The 15549-nt window shown below is 47.0% G+C and carries 17 protein-coding genes, 1 tRNA gene and 1 other RNA gene; 11 read left to right on the top strand and 8 right to left on the bottom strand.

Going from position 1 to position 15549, the window contains the following annotated elements; all coding sequences use genetic code 11:
• Positions 1–5: 5 nt before the first annotated feature.
• The 3 genes from QUE23_RS09060 to QUE23_RS09050 are packed head-to-tail and all read left to right on the top strand — an operon-like array spanning position 6 to position 1562.
• Positions 6–761, top strand: a complete 756-nt coding sequence (locus QUE23_RS09060; RefSeq protein WP_286348676.1) for an exodeoxyribonuclease III — start codon at positions 6–8, stop codon at positions 759–761.
• Entirely contained in the window at positions 754–1227 is a 474-nt protein-coding gene (locus QUE23_RS09055) for a 4Fe-4S dicluster domain-containing protein (RefSeq protein WP_286348675.1), read from the top strand. The genes QUE23_RS09060 and QUE23_RS09055 overlap by 8 nt, the downstream gene beginning before the upstream one ends.
• Entirely contained in the window at positions 1224–1562 is a 339-nt protein-coding gene (locus tag QUE23_RS09050) for a chaperone NapD (RefSeq protein WP_286348674.1), read from the top strand. Before QUE23_RS09055 ends, QUE23_RS09050 begins: the two co-directional genes overlap by 4 nt.
• On the opposite strand, the gene QUE23_RS09045 is transcribed toward QUE23_RS09050, so the two are convergent.
• Positions 1563–2117: a hypothetical protein gene (locus QUE23_RS09045; protein ID WP_286348673.1), complete on the bottom strand. Its 555-nt coding sequence runs from the start codon at positions 2115–2117 to the stop codon at positions 1563–1565.
• Positions 2084–2443, bottom strand: a transfer-messenger RNA (tmRNA) gene (gene ssrA / locus QUE23_RS09040). The genes QUE23_RS09045 and ssrA overlap by 34 nt, the downstream gene beginning before the upstream one ends.
• A gap of 619 nt (positions 2444–3062) precedes the next feature.
• Here ssrA and QUE23_RS09035 point away from each other — a divergent pair.
• The 5 genes from QUE23_RS09035 to asd all read left to right on the top strand — a co-directional run bounded on the left by QUE23_RS09035 (position 3063) and on the right by asd (position 9771).
• Entirely contained in the window at positions 3063–3236 is a 174-nt protein-coding gene (locus QUE23_RS09035) for a hypothetical protein (RefSeq protein ID WP_286348672.1), read from the top strand.
• Between the two features lie 333 nt (positions 3237–3569).
• On the top strand, positions 3570–5510 hold the full coding sequence (locus tag QUE23_RS09030; protein WP_286348671.1) for a type I restriction-modification system subunit M: 1941 nt from the start codon (positions 3570–3572) through the stop codon (positions 5508–5510).
• Positions 5507–6055, top strand: a complete 549-nt coding sequence (locus QUE23_RS09025; RefSeq protein WP_286348670.1) for a restriction endonuclease subunit S domain-containing protein — start codon at positions 5507–5509, stop codon at positions 6053–6055. Before QUE23_RS09030 ends, QUE23_RS09025 begins: the two co-directional genes overlap by 4 nt.
• A gap of 1419 nt (positions 6056–7474) precedes the next feature.
• Positions 7475–8782, top strand: coding sequence for a histidine--tRNA ligase (gene hisS, locus QUE23_RS09020; protein ID WP_286348669.1), 1308 nt, complete (start codon positions 7475–7477; stop codon positions 8780–8782).
• A complete protein-coding gene (gene asd, locus QUE23_RS09015) occupies positions 8779–9771 on the top strand; it encodes an aspartate-semialdehyde dehydrogenase (protein WP_286348668.1) in 993 nt (330 codons plus the stop codon). The genes hisS and asd overlap by 4 nt, the downstream gene beginning before the upstream one ends.
• Here asd and QUE23_RS09010 read toward each other — a convergent pair.
• The 5 genes from QUE23_RS09010 to rpsT all read right to left on the bottom strand — a co-directional run bounded on the left by QUE23_RS09010 (position 9758) and on the right by rpsT (position 13082).
• Positions 9758–10261 carry a DUF2147 domain-containing protein gene (locus tag QUE23_RS09010; protein WP_286348667.1) on the bottom strand — a complete coding sequence of 168 codons (504 nt, stop codon included), beginning with the start codon at positions 10259–10261 and terminating at the stop codon, positions 9758–9760. The two genes, asd and QUE23_RS09010, sit on opposite strands and share 14 nt — an antisense overlap.
• 7 nt (positions 10262–10268) lie before the next feature.
• Entirely contained in the window at positions 10269–10763 is a 495-nt protein-coding gene (locus QUE23_RS09005; RefSeq protein ID WP_286348666.1) for a YhcH/YjgK/YiaL family protein, read from the bottom strand.
• Between the two features lie 62 nt (positions 10764–10825).
• Positions 10826–11734, bottom strand: a complete 909-nt coding sequence (locus tag QUE23_RS09000; RefSeq protein WP_286348665.1) for an ACP S-malonyltransferase — start codon at positions 11732–11734, stop codon at positions 10826–10828.
• Position 11735: 1 nt separating this feature from the next.
• Positions 11736–12803, bottom strand: a complete 1068-nt coding sequence (gene prfA, locus QUE23_RS08995; protein WP_286348664.1) for a peptide chain release factor 1 — start codon at positions 12801–12803, stop codon at positions 11736–11738.
• Positions 12804–12806: 3 nt separating this feature from the next.
• On the bottom strand, positions 12807–13082 hold the full coding sequence (rpsT, locus tag QUE23_RS08990; protein ID WP_053828087.1) for a 30S ribosomal protein S20: 276 nt from the start codon (positions 13080–13082) through the stop codon (positions 12807–12809).
• 79 nt (positions 13083–13161) lie between these two features.
• Here rpsT and glmM point away from each other — a divergent pair, with 79 nt between their 5' ends.
• From glmM to QUE23_RS08975, 3 genes are all read left to right on the top strand, one after another.
• The gene (gene glmM, locus QUE23_RS08985) at positions 13162–14496 is read left to right on the top strand and encodes a phosphoglucosamine mutase (protein WP_286348663.1); all 1335 of its coding nucleotides are present in this window, start codon (positions 13162–13164) and stop codon (positions 14494–14496) included.
• The gene (gene lspA, locus QUE23_RS08980; protein ID WP_286348662.1) at positions 14493–14945 is read left to right on the top strand and encodes a signal peptidase II; all 453 of its coding nucleotides are present in this window, start codon (positions 14493–14495) and stop codon (positions 14943–14945) included. Before glmM ends, lspA begins: the two co-directional genes overlap by 4 nt.
• A gap of 48 nt (positions 14946–14993) precedes the next feature.
• Positions 14994–15069 (top strand) — tRNA-Val (locus QUE23_RS08975).
• Positions 15070–15078: 9 nt separating this feature from the next.
• Here the strand turns inward: QUE23_RS08975 and QUE23_RS08970 are convergent.
• Positions 15079–15543, bottom strand: a complete 465-nt coding sequence (locus QUE23_RS08970; protein ID WP_286348661.1) for a hypothetical protein — start codon at positions 15541–15543, stop codon at positions 15079–15081.
• Positions 15544–15549: the final 6 nt, after the last annotated feature.

Genomic DNA, 15549 nt, shown 5'->3' with positions numbered 1-15549 from the left:
AGAAAATGCATTTGGTTTCGTGGAATGTCAATGGCTTAAGAGCTTGCATGCAAAAGGGCTTTAAAGACTTTTTAGAGCAGAGTGGGGCGGACATTTTTTGCGTGCAGGAAACCAAAATGCACCCCGAGCAAGCCAACTTTACATTTGGGGGCTATCATGCCTTTTGGAACAGTGCAGAGAAGAAAGGCTACAGCGGGGTGTTGACCCTTAGCAAAGAAGAGCCCTTAAGTGTGCGCTATGGGATTGGCATTGCCGAACACGACTCAGAGGGGCGGGTGGTGGTGTGCGAATACTCTAGGTTTTATTTAGTTAATGTTTATGTCCCCAACGCCCAAAGGGGGCTTGTGCGCCTGCCTTACCGCCTGGAGTGGGAGAAGGCTTTTAGGGGATTTTTAGGCGGACTTATGGCGCAAAAGGCGGTTTTGGTGTGTGGAGATTTAAATGTGGCGCACACAGAGATCGATTTAACCAACCCGCAAGCCAACCGCTACAACGCCGGCTTTAGCGACCCTGAACGCCACGCCTTTGGTGCGCTTTTACAAGAAGGTTTTATAGACACCTACCGCCACTTTTACCCCGACAAAAGGGAGGTTTATACGTGGTGGAGTTATATGAGCCAAGCGAGGGAGCGCAATATCGGTTGGCGCATTGACTATTTTTTAGCCTCTAAGAATTTGCAAGACACGCTGCAAAACGCCCACATTTACGCCCATATCCTAGGCAGCGATCACTGCCCCGTGGGGCTGGATTTGCATGGATAAAAAACCTTTAAGGGAGATTTTTAAGGGGCATAACAAGCCCTTTAAAGTACCTCTGCCCTACTTTGACCCCACAAGGGCTCGTGTATGCATGGAGTGCGTGGGGGATTGCGTTGCGAGTTGCCCTGAAAAAATCATTGTCAAAGAGCCGGGGCAAGCCCCCCATTTGGATTTTAGTTTAAGTGGTTGCACCTTTTGTGGGGCGTGTGTGCCGGCGTGTGCTGCGTGCGGGGGGGTGTTAGAAGCGGATAGGACAGGTATAGACGCTGTGGCTTTAATAGACACGGCTAAATGTTTGGGGCATCAGGGGGTGGTGTGCTTTGCATGTGGGGACGCGTGCAAAGATAAAGCAATCCATTTTTTAGGCATGTTTAAACCCCGGGTGGATTTAAAGGGCTGCACGGGGTGTGGGTTTTGTGTGGGAGTCTGCCCCACAGAGGCGATTTTATTTATTAAGAGGTCGGTATGAATATTTCAAGTGTGGTTGTGCGGGTGGAGCTGGAGGCGTTTGAGGGGGTTTTAGAGAGCCTTAAAAACATAGAAAATGTTGAGGTAGGGGCGTTTGACAAGGATAAGGGGGTCATCATCGCCTTGATTGAAGCAGAAAGTGTCAACGAGGAAGTCAAGGCAAATCGGGCAATTGAGCAAACTAGGGGGGTCATCAGCGCACACATGCACTATAGTTATAGCGATGAGAGCCCCCTACCCCCAGACATACAGGCGAGCCTGGAAAAGATCGAAAACACAGACGCTAAGAGTGTGCGTTATGGGGGAGATGTGAACAATTGGCTCTTTGATAAATAGCTAGTTTGCCTTTCTTGTGTCGAGCCACTGGGATTTTAAATCTAGGGCCGTCTGTAAAGAGTTTTCAAGTTGGTTTAACACGCTCAGCATTTGGCTGTAGTCTAGCCCATCTTGGTTGGCGTTTTTGACTTCTTTTTGTAGGGCGTTGGTGAGACTCAAGGCTTTGTCTAAGTCCACGGGGGGTTCAATGGCTTTTTTAAAGACCGCCCCCAGTCCTGTGGGTTTGGATGCACCCTTGTTGGGGTTTAACACCGCCCTTAAGCTCTTGCTCTCTTGGTAGAACTTGTCAAGCTGTTTGACTTGTTGGTAATCCCTACCCGCATCGATTGCCCCCTCAAGCATTTTATTGCTCACGCTAACCAGCTGATTTGCTAGATCCGCACTTTTGCCCTGTTCTTCTACAAGAGCTTGTATGTCTATGCCCCAAAGGGGGAGAAAACTAAAGAAAAACAATAGGGGGGCTAAAAACGCACGCAATCGTAAATCCATTTTTTCTAATCCTTCTAAATGCCAAATGTGCATGGTGGAGCTGTGGGGAGTCGAACCCCAGTCCAAAAATCACATCCTACCATGGGCGTCTACATGCTTAGAGAAGTTAAAAAAGTCTTAAGGCTTCACGGGCTAACTTCTCAAAGCCCAAAAGAAACCCCTAGCTCTAGGCTTACTCTAAGAGGCGAGCGACTCTTAAAGGCAATCGGCTAAGATGATGGAATGCCTAGCAAACACCGATCGATTCGCCAAGTTCCAGCTCGCTACGCCGCTTTAGCGTAGTTGGGAGCGTAATTAGGATTGTTTACGGTTATTGTTTGTGTCGTTTTACAAGAGACACTTGGCATGCGACCCACGCAACGCAATTCCTGTCGAAATCCTGTTTCAGCCCCTTACAAAAACAAGCCCGGGAAGTATAGCATAATAATCTGTCTACAGCTTTAAATGCTGATGTGATCTCAAGGTTGCCATTTGTACCAGCTACGGCGAGGTAGTGCTCACTACAGAGCACTTAATCCACATGCTCATGTTTATCGCCTTTGGCGACCACGTAGATAAATGTACCAAACAGCTACGCAAGCAATTCTTAAAACGCATCCATAATCTACGGTAGGAAAAACAACATGTCTAAAAATAAAAAATATACTTGGCTAGACGAGATGGAGCAGATGAGCAGTGCCCCCATCCAGCATTTCCAAACGCTCCAGGCACAAAAACACTTGTTTTGTGAGAATCGCTAGAAGAATGCCGTGCCACGCGGCGCAAGCTACAGGAGAGTCTAAAAGGCATTTACATGGGATGAAACCCTACGGGGATTTTTGAAAAACCAAAAGAGAGGAGTTACCGTGATTAATTGTCTATCGGTGGCCAACATCGACTACACAACATCTTGCACATTGTGAGCTTGTTACAGTGCTTGCCCGAGACTTGGGTTGCCATGGACCTGATCAAGCGTTTGGGCATGTGTTGCAAGACATGCAACAATCACACTAACGACCTGAACGATCGGGCTTGATTTTCATTAAACTTAGGCAAGAGGGCGGACAATATGGCAAGGAAAACACTATTTGCTCAAGCTGCCTGAAGACCCTGCTTGTTTGCAAAGAGCTCAAAATCCTCAGTATCAGTAAACGCCTCGAGTGGAAAAACCGTGTGCGCTTTTGCAGACACTACAAAGAAAACTAACTCCCGACTAAATGGACAAAAATTCCACTGTGTGGCAAGGCTGCACACAGCGCAACAGAAAAGGTCAAACCACGACAATAAGGACACTTGCACAGAGTGAAATTTTTTACCGTAAATAAACAGTTTGTGAGCTTCTATTGCTATTTTAAATAAAATTGTTTCACTAATGGATGGCGATTGGGGGCATTTGAAAGCCTTTTTTGAGATTCCACAAGACATTAAAGATTCGACGAGTCGACATCCAAAAATCGTTAAAAGGCAACTTTGTGGCTTATTTGTGTAGAAGTTGGCTATCATGACAGAAATTTAACATATCCCCAAAAGAGAGGGCTGATGGACACACAAACCACAAATACATTGGTGGATTTTGTTTCGGGCAAAGAGGTGAGGGCAAGCTGTGAGGAAAAAGAGGCGGTGCAACCCTTTTTAAAAATCTTGCACGAGGACTATGGCTACCCTAAAAGTTTGTTGCAAGCACATCCGCCATACAGGGTCAAGGCAAGTCCGGCAGATAAAAAAGGCTACCCCCTAGACATCGTTGTGTTCGAAACTATAGAGCATACCAAAAAGTTAAAAATGGTCGTGGAGTGTAAAAAGAAAGATAAAAAAGAGGGCATAGAACAGCTAAAAGACTATTTGAAATTTTGCGAAGCGCGCATAGGGGTTTGGTTTAATGGCATAGAGAGCGTCTATCTCCAAAAGATAGAGGGGGCTAACAGCATCACTTTTGAGGAAATCGCCGCCATCCCTAGACACAACGAGAGTTTGAGTGAGATTGGCAAGCACCTAAGAAAAGATTTAAAACCCACACATAATTTAAAAGAGATTTTTAAAGAGATTAGAGGGCGCATTGTGGCTAATAGCATTGGCGTGAATCGAGACGAGCAAATCGCCAAAGAGATGATTTTGCTCATCCTTTGTAAAATCTACGACGAGCGTTTTACGCCAAGCCTTGCCATGGTGCGCTTTAGGGCAGGTGTTGAGGAGAGTCCCGCAGAAGTCGTAGAGAGGATTGGTGGACTTTTTAAAGACATCCAGCAAAAATACGATGATGTGCTGAGCGCGCAAGATGCCCTCACCTTTGATGCCAAAACCCTTAAACTCATTGTAGGAAAACTTCAAAATATCTGTATCACAGAGACGGACAGGGACAGCGCACAAGATGCGTTTGAGGTGTTTATTGGCAACTCTCTCAAAGGCTCTCAAGGGCAGTTTTTCACGCCCAAGAATATCGTTACACTCATGGTTAAAATTGTAGCCCCAACCCCTAAGCACAGCATCATTGACCCCGCTTGCGGGAGTTGCGGGTTTTTAGTGGAGGCACTAAAATACCTGTGGCACACCCTAGACGCAACCATTGAAAATGAAATCTCTCGGGCTGAGGAAAAAATGGCTGTAGCGATTAAAAACATAAGGGGGATAGAGAAGGACAGCTTTTTAACCAAAGTAGGCAAAGCCTACATGGCCATTTTAGGCGATGGCAAGGGGGGCATCTTTTGCGAGGACAGCCTAGAGTTGCCTAAAAATTGGGGCGTGCTCACACAAAGCCAAATCAAATTAGACAGCTTTGACATTGCCTTTTCAAACCCACCCTTTGGTAAGGACATCAAAGTAACAGGCAAGAACAAGTTAGCGCAGTACGTTTTAAGTGGCAACAAAAAAGAGAACAACATTTCCACGCTATTTTTAGAAAGAAATTTGCAGTTTTTAAAGAAGGGGGGCAAGTTGGCCATCATTTTACCCGAAACTTACTTCCATGCGCCTAGCACGGGATATGTGAGAGAATTTTTAACCCAACACAACATCGAGTGGCTCATCGACATCCCCCACAACACCTTTAGGCCGCACAACAATGCCAAATGCATCATCTTGATTCTCCAAAAGGACACCCCGCAACAAGAATGCATCCACATGGCTGTCGCTGAGTTTATCGGGCACGACCACAATGGCAAGGCGATTTACAAGCCGGATGGCAGCCTCAAGGACGACACCCTGAGTATCCTCAATGAACTTAGAGGGGCAAGCCCCAAAAAATACACCTTTGAAGTGGAGGCTAGGCGGGTGCTGGCAAGTGGGGTTTTTATCCCTAGATACTTTTGGAACAATAAAGAGGAGGAAATCGAGGCGATGGCGCGGCAGAAAAACCTGCGTTTGATCTCTTTACAAGAATTGATCGCGCACAAATGCCTTAGCTTTTTTGATGGGCATGGCTCACCTAAAGGGGAGCTAAAGGGGAGGGGCAAATCCCCTATATTTGAGTTAAAGACATCGTGAACTGGCAAATTTATAAAGATCCCACCGCGATGATCCCCCCAAGCGAATACGACAGATTATTTTCTCAAGAGAAGGCACTCAAACCTAGAGACATCTTGTTTGTCAAACGGGGGAGTTACCGCATCGGCAGTGTGGCGATGGTCTCCCCTAACGACATAAATGTGGTTTTGACAAGAGAGATTCTAGTGTTGAGGCTAAGCACCCAAATGGCCTTAGAGCGCTACGGATTAACACCCGAATACTTGCTATACGCCATGTCCCACTTGCTCACCTATAAGCAACTGGAGAACAAGATTTTTATCGACACGACCCTACCCAACATTGCCCATCGATGGAAAGAACTTAAAATCCCCATCCCCAACGATGCCCATGTGCTAAAAAATATCACCCAAAAGGTCCAAAACACCATTGCCAAACAATGGGGATTTCTAGAAAGCATCGATGCGCTTAAAACCATGATGGGGTGTTTTACACTTGATCAAAACAAGGGGTTTAGCCACTTGGACAGACTTTGTCTCCACTTAAGAAGGGAAGCGAGAGGATGACAAAGCCCCCGGAGAGGTTTTTGCTAGTGTTTGGCCATCCATCCCGATGTGGGATTGGGATTCATCACAAACTTGAAATGTCAATTTTTGGAGTATGGGGTATACTACACAAGGTAGTCCCACTAATAAAATGGTTAAGTTGTTAGGCTCAAACGTTTCAACAAAAGAGATGCAACAACTCTTGATAGCTGATGTAGAAAAATTGTGAATCCAGTTCTTAAAAAATAAAGGGTAGTCACTTTAACATTAAACCCGCCACCATGGCGCAGTTCTTCTCCTCAAAGACAGCAAAGACATCATTGTGCAGTTTGGAGCTCCATTATTTGAAGGGCAATTAGGTTATTTGATTTTACATTGCCTTTTCTAAACCGTAGAATTGAAAACGTGACATTAGCGGTTTTGCTCTTGTTGCTCAGACTCATTGACACACCGATACCCTCCCCATGTGCAAACCATTTTTTCTCAAACATGCATTTTGCTTTTTTTGGAAATATTTGGAGTTTAGACTTCGACAAATGGCGTAAGATTTGAAAGCTATTTTATTCTTTCCATAAGACAATTTGACATTAATCTTTTATAATTCTGACAACTTTTTGGCAACATTAACGTAAAAGAGTATCTCTACTCCAGCCACACCCATGCATTAGAAACGACAACGATCCTAGAGAAAACACAGACGATGTGGTGCAAGTTTAGGATCAAGTTTAGGATCAAGCACGCATATCGCACTGAATTATTCATCTCTAGCAACCTTGCGCAATCTTGGATGAGATCTCTTGAAGGACTCTTGCTTTCCTCTCAATTTGTTACGTTAAATAGTTTATTTTTGAGAGCGGTGTAGGACTTTGATGAGCTTAAAGCTGAGGGCGTGTATGTGGGTGGGACAAAGCTTGTTTTGCACTCTAATTTCGACTTGTAATTTTTCTTTGATCTTTGTTTTGGCTTTTTCTTGTTCTTTTACGCGCTTGTGACTCTATACAAGGGTTTTCATCATCTCTAAATCCGCTTCCACCCCAACTACCCCACACAACGCGCTTGAAATGCCTGCGTCTGTTGTGGTGTTAATGGCTTCTACCCTTGTAATTTACTTGCATAGCCCCTTGATTTGCACTAATGGCTTAGAGTGCTGCTTTGATCATGCTCCAAAATATCCAAAAGGTTAAAATGCTTTTCGAGCTTTCTAGGCTCGTGATTCTCTTCCCATTGTAAACTAGGGTAATTTTGGCTAATTTTATGGGCTACTCTCTAAAAAAATAAGACCCATTATAAGATTTTTTGGTGATGGTATAAGAGTCTAGGAGTGGACTTTAGGAGGCGTTAAAAAATTTCACAAAATTTTAAGCCAGCAAGCCCCCTTTTTAACAGGGTTAAAAGGTTTTTTGCAACATAATAGCCCTTCTATTTGATATAAGGACAGCGATGATCACCCCCAAGACCTTGAGCGGTTTCAAGGACAGACTCCCCAAAGAGGCGATGGCAAAACAGGCCGTGCTTGAAAAGCTCGCCCGTGTGTTTAAAAGCTTTGGATTTGTGCCGATTGAAACCCCCCATTTAGAATACGCCCACATCCTTACCCAAGAGCAGGGCGGTATCCAAAAAGAAATCTACCTTTTTAAAGACCATGGCAAAAGAGAAGTGGGGCTAAGGTTCGATCAAACCATCCCCCTAGCCCGCTTCATCGCCCAGCACCACAACGCCCTAGGCTTGCCTTTCAAACGCTACGCCATTGGCAATGTCTTTAGGGGAGAGAGGGCGCAAAGGGGGCGCTATCGCGAGTTCACACAATGCGATTTTGACTTCATCGGCAGTTATAGTTTATTGTGCGATAGCGAAGTGATCCAAGTCATCATCTCTAGTTTAAAGGCCCTAGATTTAGAAGAGTTTTGCGTGTGGATCAACCACCGCAAAATTCTAAACGGGCTGTGTGCCCACTTTGGCCTGCATTCAAGCGAAGAGGTGATCACTTTCTTACGCATTGTAGATAAACTTGGCAAGATCGGCGAGCAGGGCGTGCTTTTAGAGCTTGGTGAGCACTTTAGCCAAGACTTCAAACCTCTTTTGCAGATTTTAAACACCAAACAAGAAGAGGACTGCGCCGAGTTCTTTAAAAGCGTGGCATATCTAAAAGAACTGCACCCCCTAATCAAAGAAGGCCTAGAGGAGTTAGAGGAGTTATTTAACCTGCTTTTAAGCCTAGAGATCGACCCCGAGCATTTTAGGGTGGATTTTTCTATTGCTAGGGGGCTTGGCTACTACACGGGCATCATTTATGAAACCACGCTAAACCAGCTCACCAGTTTAGGCAGTGTATGCTCAGGGGGGCGTTACGACAATTTAACCCGCAGTTTTAGCACCCAAAACTTGCCCGGCGTGGGGGCTTCTATTGGGCTAGATCGCTTGCTGGTGGCTTTGGAGGAATTAGAATTGGTGGAGAATAAATCCACGAGCGCTAGGGTTTTGGTGGTGTGCATGCAGCCTGAGCACTTTGTGTATGCGAGCCAAATCGCCCAAAAGTTCCGTCAAAGTGAGATCAACACCGAACTATACCCCGAGATTGAGAAGTTAAAAAAACCCTTCAGCTACGCCAACCACAAGGGGCATGAGTTCGTGGTGGTTTTAGGAGAAGAAGAAGTCAAAAAGGAGAGTTTAACCTTGAAAAACATGACAACGGGCATGCAATTCAACCATTTGAGCTTTTTAAGAGCTCTTAGTATGGTGAGCGAATGAAAACCTACAACATTGCTCTAGTGGGCGCAAGTGGGGCTGTGGGCGCAGAGCTCATCAGTATTTTAGAGGAGATCAATTTCCCCATAGGGCATTTTTTGCCCCTAGTGAGCGCAAGAAGTGCGGGGCAGAAAATCCACGCTTTCAGTCAAGAATACACCCTAGAACAAGCCACGTCTAAAAGCTTTCAAGGGGTGGATATTGCCTTTTTTAGCGCAGGCTCTAAGGTGAGCGAGCAGTTAGCCCCTGTGGCGGCACAAGCGGGGGCGGTGGTGATCGACAACACGAGTTTTTTCCGCCTTGAGCCTGAAGTGCCTTTAGTGGTGCCTGAGGTCAACCCCAGCGATTTAGCCCATTGCCCTAAAAACATCGTCGCTAACCCGAATTGCTCCACCATCCAAATGGTGCAGGTCTTAAACCCCTTGCATAGGACCTTTGGCGTTGAGCGCGTGGAGGTGAGCACCTATCAAGCTGCAAGTGGGGCAGGTAAAAGGGGGCTAGAGGAGTTGCAGGCGCAAATGGCGGGCAGCACCCACGCACAGGTCTTCCCCCACCCCCTAGCGTTAAATGTGATCCCCCAAATTGATATTTTTATGCCCAATGGCTACACGAAAGAAGAGCTTAAAATGGTGTATGAAACCCATAAAATCATGCACGCTAGCTTTCCCATCAGCGCAACCTGTGTACGGGTGCCCGTGTTAAGAAGCCACAGCGAGAGCATCAGTGTCCGCTTTAAAACCCCCGTGGGTGCCAAAGAGGCGCAAGAAGTGCTCAAAAATGCGCCTAATGTTGTCTTGGTGGACGATCCCGAGCAGAAACTCTACCCCATGCCCATCACCGCCACAAGCACAGACCAAACCTTCGTGGGGCGGGTGAGAAACGATCTCTTTGACCCCCACACCTTGCATTTATGGTGTGTCGCCGATCAGTTGCGCGTGGGGGCAGCCACCAATGCAGCAAGAATTGCTTTAGAGTGGATCAAGACCCACTAGGGAGTTGTTTGAGGGTCTGCAGCACCCCTGAAAAGTCGGGCTTTTTAATGCCCTTCTCTTTTAAGTAGCCCTCGCTCACTTTTTTCCAAATAAAAGTCTTGCCAAAGAAACCCCGACGATCAAGGCTGGGTAAAAACTTTAAATCCCCGTTTTTATCTTGGTGAATCTGCACATAGTAAGTGCGCCCATCGTAAAAGTTATAGGCCTTGCCATTTTTGTAGGTGTTGCCACACACACGGGTGAGCCCATACAAAAACACCACGCCCTTGTCGCTACGATCCCTTAGTGCCGGGTCTTTGTTGTAAATGTCCTTGCCAGCGGGCGAGCCATCCACATTGGCGATCCCATAGGCGTAGTAGCGATCCCCATATTTAAAAAACTCCACATAGGAGCTTTTCATGTATAAAAAAGCTTGGGTTTTGTAAATGCCATCTAAAGTTTCTGCCAACAAAGGCAAGCCTAAGCCAACAATAAAAAACAAATACTTCATAAAAACTCTACAGCTTAAATTTAACGAGACTGGCAGGGACTTTCACCACGACCTTGTAGACAAGACCGGGTCTTTTGGCTTCTGTGGTGTGGGCATCGTGGTTAAATAAAACCGCAAGCATGCCCGCATGCAAGGGCACTTGGTAACATAAGCTGTTGTGTTGGTAGGTTTCTTGGTCTTTTTCAGGGTTGTAGGGGGCAAGCACACTTAAATCGGTCTTGTCAGCTAGGTGCAAAATTTCGCCCCCCATCACCACTAATAAAAAGTCTATGTATTCTCTATGTGTTTCAAGCGTGCCTAGCTCAGGGTTATAGACAATCTCGATAGCGCGCATGCCCGCCGTTAATTCTTTTGTCATGGAGCTTACCTGCCTTTGCAATAAGGCTTGGCAAGCGGGGTGCTTAGAGTCGCAAATTTGCTTTAAGTAGGTGTAAAGACTCTCCAACTCCTGGGTTTTAGAAAACAAACCCGCCAACGAGTCCAATTTACCGATGACCGCCATTTTCTCTCCAAAATCTCAATTAGCCCGCTATTCTAGCAAAAAAGCCTAAATAAAGGGCAAACTTAAGCCAACAAGGCTTCCTTGAGTGTGGCGGTGTCTACCACGCTGTAAGTGGGTTTAGAGCTTAGGCGTTTGTTAAGGTTTTTCAACACACTTGTGCCAAACTCCACATAAACAGAGTCTTTATTTTCGCACACACCCACGCAATCGCTGTAACGCACGGGCTGTGTGAGCTGCACGCCCAAGCACTCCAGTGCCCCCTCTTTGTCTTTATAGACTTGGGTCGTGGCGTTAGACACCACGCCAAAGTTGTAGCTGTCTTTTAAATGTTGCTCTAGTAGGGCTTTAAAAGGTTGCACCATCGGCTCTAAAAGGGGGCAGTGGCTCACGACATTCATGGGCAGTAGAACTAATTTTTTTGCCCCAAAGCTTTTAGGCTCTAGGCTTTGTAAATACGCCTTAGCCCCCGCAAGCACGACCTGAGTGCCGTTAAAATTGGCCGCATAGAGCACCTGCCCGGCTTCTCTTGCCTGCAAGCAAAAGGACTCCAAGAGGGCAATGTCCGCTCCAAGCACCGCTAGCATGCCCATCTCTTGCCCCATTTTAGCGCACACCTCTTCCATCAAACGCCCCCGCTCAAAGACAAGCTTCAGTCCACTTTCTAAATCTAGGGCCCCACTCGCTCCATTGGCACTAATTTCTCCTAGTGAATGCCCTAGGGCTAGTTGTGGCAGCTTGCCCCCCTCTTGCTGATAGATGGCGTAGGCCATCATAGACACCAAAAAAATCGCGCTTTGGGTGTAGGCACTTTGGTTGATTAGGGGGTTTTCGCTCCAAAGGAGTTTAGCCATGTCGGTGTGTAGTTGGTCGCTTGCCCTCTCACACATTTGTTTAGCTAAGCTGAAGTTGGCGCATAAGTCCTGCCCCATGCCGATTGTCTGCGAGCCTTGCCCGCCAAAAAGTGCCACCATGTTACTCTCCTTGCTGCTCTAAACCCTGTGCCTGTGCGTGGGCGATTAGAGGTTCGATCACGGGGTCTAAATTGCCCGAGAGCATCAACTCCTCAAGGCTGTATAAAGTCAAATTAATGCGGTGATCGCTTAAGCGGTTTTGTGGATAGTTGTAAGTGCGGATGCGCTCACTGCGATCCCCGCTACCCACCTGCATTTTGCGGCTGGCGGAGTTGGCCTCTTGTTGCTCTTCGATCTGCTTTTCATACAAGCGGGCCTTTAAAATTTTTAACGCCTTGTCGCGGTTCTTGTGTTGCGATTTCTCATCTTGCATGGACACGCTGATCCCAGTGGGGACATGGGTGATCCTCACTGCCGAGTCCGTCGTATTCACGCACTGCCCGCCATGCCCGCCGGCTCTAAAAACCTCAATGCGTAGATCGCTGGGGTTGATATTCACCTCCACATCGTCCACTTCGGGCATGATCGCCACGGTGACGGCAGATGTGTGGATGCGCCCTTGCGACTCGGTTTCAGGCACTCTTTGCACGCGGTGCGTGCCCGCTTCAAATTTGAGCCTTGAATACACCCCCTGCCCCTTGATCAAAGCGATCATCTCCTTATACCCACCCACGCTGTTTTCACTGGAGCTCACGATCTCCACTTTCCAACGCTTCAAGTCGGCGTAGCGGCAATAGGCCTTAAACAAGTCGCCCACAAAAATCCCCGCCTCATCGCCCCCCGTGCCGGCCCTTAGCTCCAAATAAATATTTTTATTGTCGTTGGGATCTTTGGGGATCAACAATACCTTTATGCGCTCCTCTAGGGTGTTCTTCTCCTCCTCTAGAGATTTGAGCTCTTCTTTGGCAAGCTCGCCTAGCTCCTTATCCTCTAATAGGGCTTTGTTCTCTTGGATGCCCTCTAAGAGTCGTAGGTAGGTTTTAGCGGCTTGGGCTAATTCTTCGATCCCGGCTTGCTCTTTGCTTAGGGCGGTGAGCTGCTTGATGTCGGCTAAAACTTCGGGCTGGGTGAGAGCGTGGGCGAGCGCCTCGTAGCGGTCTACGATCGCTTGAAGTTTATTAGACAGCACAGCTTAGGCGGTGGCTAGGGCGATCTTTTTCACGCTGGCGTTTAGGCGGGACACTTTCCTAGAAGCGGTGTTTTTCTTTAAGACCCCTTTGCTGACGAATCTATGTAGTTCCTTATTCGCCACTTTTAACGCATCTTGGGCTTTAGGCACATCGTGGCTGGCAACGGCTTCTCTCACGGCCTTAATGATGTTTTTAATACGGGTTTTATAAAAGCGGTTGCGCTCGGTGCGCTTGATGGTTTGGCGAATCCTTTTCTCAGCGGACTTATGGTTAGCCACTACTTAATCCTTTTATCAAAAATAATATGGCAGGATTCTATCTAAAAAAGCATTAAAGACTGATTAAATAGGACAAGGCATGGTTTTTGGCACAGATGGGGTGCGGGGCAAGGCGGGCGTGGAGATCACACCCATGTTTGTGATGCGCTTAGGGCTAGCCGCCGGGCTTTACTTCAAAGAGCAGGCCACGAGCAATAAAATTTTAGTGGGTAAGGACACACGCAGGAGTGGGTATATGATTGAAAATGCCCTTGTGAGTGCCTTGACCTCTGTGGGTTACGATGTGATGCAAATCGGGCCCATGCCCACCCCTGCCATTGCGTTTTTGACAGAGAACATGCGTTGCGATGCGGGGGTGATGATCAGCGCAAGCCACAACCCCTTTGAAGACAATGGCATTAAGTTTTTTGACCGCTTTGGGGATAAACTCCAGCGGCAGAGCGAAGAAGAGATTGAAAAAATCTTTGACGACACGAAGCGGCTTGAGAGCAGTTGTCAGTGTGGGGTGGCGATCGGCAGTTCTAAGCGCATTGACGATGTGATCGGGCGTTACATCGTGCATTTAAAAAACTCTTTTCCTAAACACCTAAGTCTGCAGGGCATGCGCATTGTCATAGACACGGCAAATGGCGCGGGGTATAAGGTCGCTCCCATTGTCTTTAGTGAACTAGGGGCAGATGTGATTGTCATCAACGATGAGCCCAATGGGAGCAATATCAACGCGCAATGTGGCGCACTCTATCCCCTAGAACTCAGCCAAGAGGTCAAACGTTACCGGGCGGATTTAGGCATTGCTTTAGATGGGGATGCGGATCGGCTCGTGGTGGTGGATAATTTGGGCGAAGTGGTGCACGGGGATAAACTCATTGGGGTCTTAGCCACCTACCAACAACAAAAGGCAAAGCTGGTGCACAACCAAATCGTGGTAACCACCATGAGCAATCTAGCCCTGCAAGCCTACTTAGAAAAGCAGGGCATCGCTCTTGTGCGCTGTGGGGTGGGTGATAAACTCGTGCGCCAAAGCATGCAAGAACACCAAATCAACTTCGGGGGAGAGCAAAGCGGGCATGTCATCTTTGGCGATTACGCCAAAACGGGCGATGGGATCATGAGCGCATTGCAAGTGGCTGCCTGCGTGCTGGAGAACAACAAGCCCAGCAGCGTGGTGCTAAACCCCTTTGAGCTGCACCCCCAAATTTTAGAAAATGTGCGCGTCAAGCACAAAAAGCCCCTAGAGCAAATCCCCGGTTTTGAAGAGTTGCTTAAAAGCTTAGAGCAAGAAGGCTTGCGCCATTTGATCCGCTACTCAGGCACCGAAAACATTTTACGCATTTTGCTAGAAGGGGAGCAGCAAACCCTCTTAGACAAGCGGGTTCAAGAGCTGCAGGCGTTTTTTAAAGAGCATTTGAATTGACTTGCACCTTCAAATTTTGGCTCACCTTTGGGCTTGCCCTTGTTACCGACCAAATTGTCAAGCAGTTTATTTTGCATGGCGTGCGCTATGAAGGCCCTGTGATTTCTATCGTGCTTGCCTACAATAAAGGTGTGGCGTTTTCCATGCTACACTTCTTGGGGGTGTGGCTGAAGTATTTGCAAGTGGTGCTGCTGGCAGGGCTTGGGATGTTTTTGTGGCGGCAAAAGGCGTTGTTTCAAGAAAACGCCTTGCCCTTTGGGCTCGTCTTGGGGGCGGGGGCTTCGAATGTGCTCGATCGCTTTGTGCACGGGCATGTGGTTGACTATGTCTATTGGCACTATAAATTTGACTTTGCGATTTTTAACCTTGCTGATGTGTTGATCGATGTGGGTGTGGGGTTGCTCATTTTAAAGAGCTTTAAGGCAAGAGACAAACAAAGTAAGGTATAATGTCCGTTTTTATTAGAAAGCCCTTTTAAATAATTCCTACGGAATTACGGTCGCGTAGCTCAGTTGGTAGAGCACTACCTTGACATGGTAGTGGTCGTTGGTTCGAGTCCAATCGTGGCCACCATTTTTAACTTCATCTTTTAAACAAACGCATTTGGTAGTTTAACGCCCTTTGGCTCTCAGCATCTAGGTTGTAGCGTTTGTCGTAAGCGTTTTGCACAGCGATTTTAAGGATGTCCCGTTGGTCTTGGTAGATTTCATCATCCCACATGTCTAGGACAATGTGGTAAAGCTGGATATTTTGCACCAAGAGCTCAAACACACGCATGCGATCTTTCAGGTATAAATGCTCGTCTAGGGCGTAGTCCGCCACATTAACACAAATACGCTCAAACACCCAAAAAGCCAGACGCGCATTTAAAATACTCCCAAGATAGCTCTTTGCCTTCTCCAGTTGGGCTTGCAAATTGCACCGATCTGAGAAGAGCAATACGGATAAAATCAAGATATAAACATTAAGGCGCTTGCTAAGAGAGCGTGTTTTCCATTTGATGAGCCACTTTTTCACTTTAGACATTTGGTTTAAGTGGGTTTGCATGTCCTG

The sequence above is a fragment of the Helicobacter felistomachi genome, assembly GCF_030296895.1.
GTDB classification, from domain to species: Bacteria; Campylobacterota; Campylobacteria; order Campylobacterales; family Helicobacteraceae; genus Helicobacter; species Helicobacter felistomachi.
This window is presented reverse-complemented; position numbering and strand designations above follow the sequence as displayed.